This is a genomic window from Oleiagrimonas sp. C23AA, assembly GCF_011759385.1.
Classification (GTDB): Bacteria; Pseudomonadota; Gammaproteobacteria; order Xanthomonadales; family Rhodanobacteraceae; genus Oleiagrimonas.
This window is the reverse complement of record NZ_JAARLY010000020.1, coordinates 1-2,502: the sequence shown is the minus strand read 5'-3', so window position 1 is coordinate 2,502 and position 2,502 is coordinate 1. Positions and strand designations below refer to the sequence as shown.

Annotated in this window: 1 protein-coding gene; it reads left to right on the top strand. The window is 62.5% G+C overall.

The window, feature by feature from the left end; translation table 11 throughout:
* Window positions 1–295: 295 nt before the first annotated feature.
* Window positions 296–2,502: filamentous hemagglutinin N-terminal domain-containing protein (locus tag HBF24_RS17135; RefSeq protein ID WP_167175893.1), on the top strand; the 2,207-nt coding region annotated here is incomplete at its 3' end.

Below are 2,502 nucleotides of genomic sequence, written 5' to 3'. Positions count from 1 at the left end.
CGGAGTTCCACACCCATCCGGTGAACAGCACCAAGTAAGAAGCGAAAACGGACGGCGCCTTTGCAAGGCGCTGCTCCTAATCGGAGAAAGGGGCCCTTGCGGCCCCTTTCTTTTTGCGGTTTTGAGCATACAATTGCCCAGTCAGACCCCGGTGACCGCGGGCTAAGTCACCTCGTTGCGCAGGTCCGACAGTCAGTGATACTGCGCGTGGGTATGTCATACAGGGGGAGCGTGGCGCCACCAAGCGCAAGGAGCGCTTCCATAGTTTGCAACTGAAGACCAGAGGGACCGATAGATGATCAATGCACCCACGCTCAAGGTAGCTTCACTGGCTGCCGCCATTGCCCTGGCCATGGGCAGCTCCGCTGCCATGGCCGCCACCACGCCGCCGACTGCCAACCAGCTGCCGGGCCAGGGGTCGGCTAGCACCATGCCGACTACGGTTAGCAACAACGATACCGTTGATGTTTCCTCTGCGACCGGAGCGGTCACCACCGACGCCGATGGAAACAAGACCCTCACCGTGACGGTGGGCGGAAACAGCGTCATCACTTGGGGTGGCGATAGCGCGTCCAGTGCGACCATCAATCCCCAGGGCACGGCCGGCTTCAATATCGGCTCCAAGGCGACGGTCAGCTTCAATGCTGGCTCCGTGGACTATGCGGCCGGCACCAGCACCAGCGGTGATTACACCGCGGGCTCCACTACTGCGCCTGCTGGCGATGTGGGTGTATTGAACGTCGATGCCAGCGGCAACCCGTCGCAGATCATGGGCTCGCTGACCGCCGGTACTGGCGTCAACCTGTTCGTGGCCAACGAGAACGGCGTCATCGTCGGCAGCACTGCCACCGTGTCGGGTACTGGTGAGATTGGCTTCATTGCCAACAAGCTGGCCGCTGACCAGTCGGGCTTCAGTGGCACCGCTTCCAGCATTGCCTATTCCGGCAACGGTGGCGACGTGACCGTGACCAAGGGCGCTGATGTCAGCGGTACCGTGATGATCTCCGGCGGCAGCAATGTCAATGTGGATCTGAGCGCCTTCACCAGCGGCTCGGTGGCGCTGAGCGCCGGCAACCCGTCCGCCGCGGCGGGTGCCTTTGCACCGACGAATGACGCCGCCTCCATCGCCATGACCGGTGATCAGGGCGAAACGACGATGACCCTGAAGTCTGCCGGCGATGTCTCCAACACCGGTGCGCTGTGGCTGACCGAGACCGGTTCAGTGACCACCGATGAGGCTGGCAATGTCACCTCGGATAACCGTGACAACAACGTCGCCGGGACCTTCACCAACAGCGGTGATCTGTCGTTCATCGGTGCTGTCAACCTTGATGGCGGCCTGACCAACGCCAAGGGTGCGACGGTCTCTGCCGACGGTTTCTCCGTGGGCGGTGATCTGAGCAACAGCGGCACCGTCACGTCGACGGGCGAGGTGAGCGTCGGTGGCGACCTGAGCAACAGCAACACCTTCAGCGCGGCTGGTGTTTCCGCGGGTGGTGCACTGAGCAATGACGGCCAGTTCACCGCTGGTGGTGACGTATCCGCCAAGGGCGCGCTGACCAACCAGGGCGATTTCAGCGCCTCCACCACCACGGGCTCTGGTGATACGGCTCAGACCACGTATCACAACGTGACAGCTGCCAGCATCGACAATGCCGGTACCTTCGCCGGTGCGGCCGTGTCCACCACCAAGGGTGGCTTCAACAACTCGGGTAAGGCATCGGGTCTGTCGGGCCTGACCGTGGTCGGCGGTGATATCACCAATGACGGCACCGTCTCGGGCACCGGTACGGTCTCTGCCACCGCCACCAACGGAAGCATCACCAACAACGGCAGCTTCGACGGCTTCACCAGCTTCACCACCACCTCCAACAGCAAGGTGGCGGACGCGGCTGATCTGAGCATCAAGAACATGGGCACCATCACCAGCGATGGCAGCCTCTCGTTCACCGCCAACACGGCCGCCACCGGTGACGACAGCAACACCAGCACCGGCAGCTTCTCCAACATGGGTACGCTGCAGTTTGGTACCTATGGCGGTTTCATCGTGAGCGCCGATGGTGATATCACCGCTGGTGGCGTGCTGCAGAAGACCAACACGTCGGGTGACTTGGCCGCGCTGAGCTCGGACAACGCCCTGGACCAGCTGTCTTTGGTATCTCAGACCGGTTTGGTGGACGTGGAATCGGCGCTGTTCACCAGCGGCCATATCTTCGCTGGTCCTATCCACATGGATATGCCGGCCATTGGCGCCACCATCCAGGGTCAGCAGGTCCGGCTTATGGCGGATGTGACGGCGGCGGGTGAGCTGGATATCAAGGCCGGCGCCCCGGCCGATGGCGGTTATTCGGTGCGCGTGGCCAGTGGTGTGAGCGTGACGGCCGATTCGCTGAAGGTGACCGGCGTCAAGTCCACCGACATGCCCAACATCATCCTGCAGGGCATGCTGGGTGGTAACGCCGTCTCCCTCGGTACGGATGCCGGCTCGGTGAGCGATGTGTT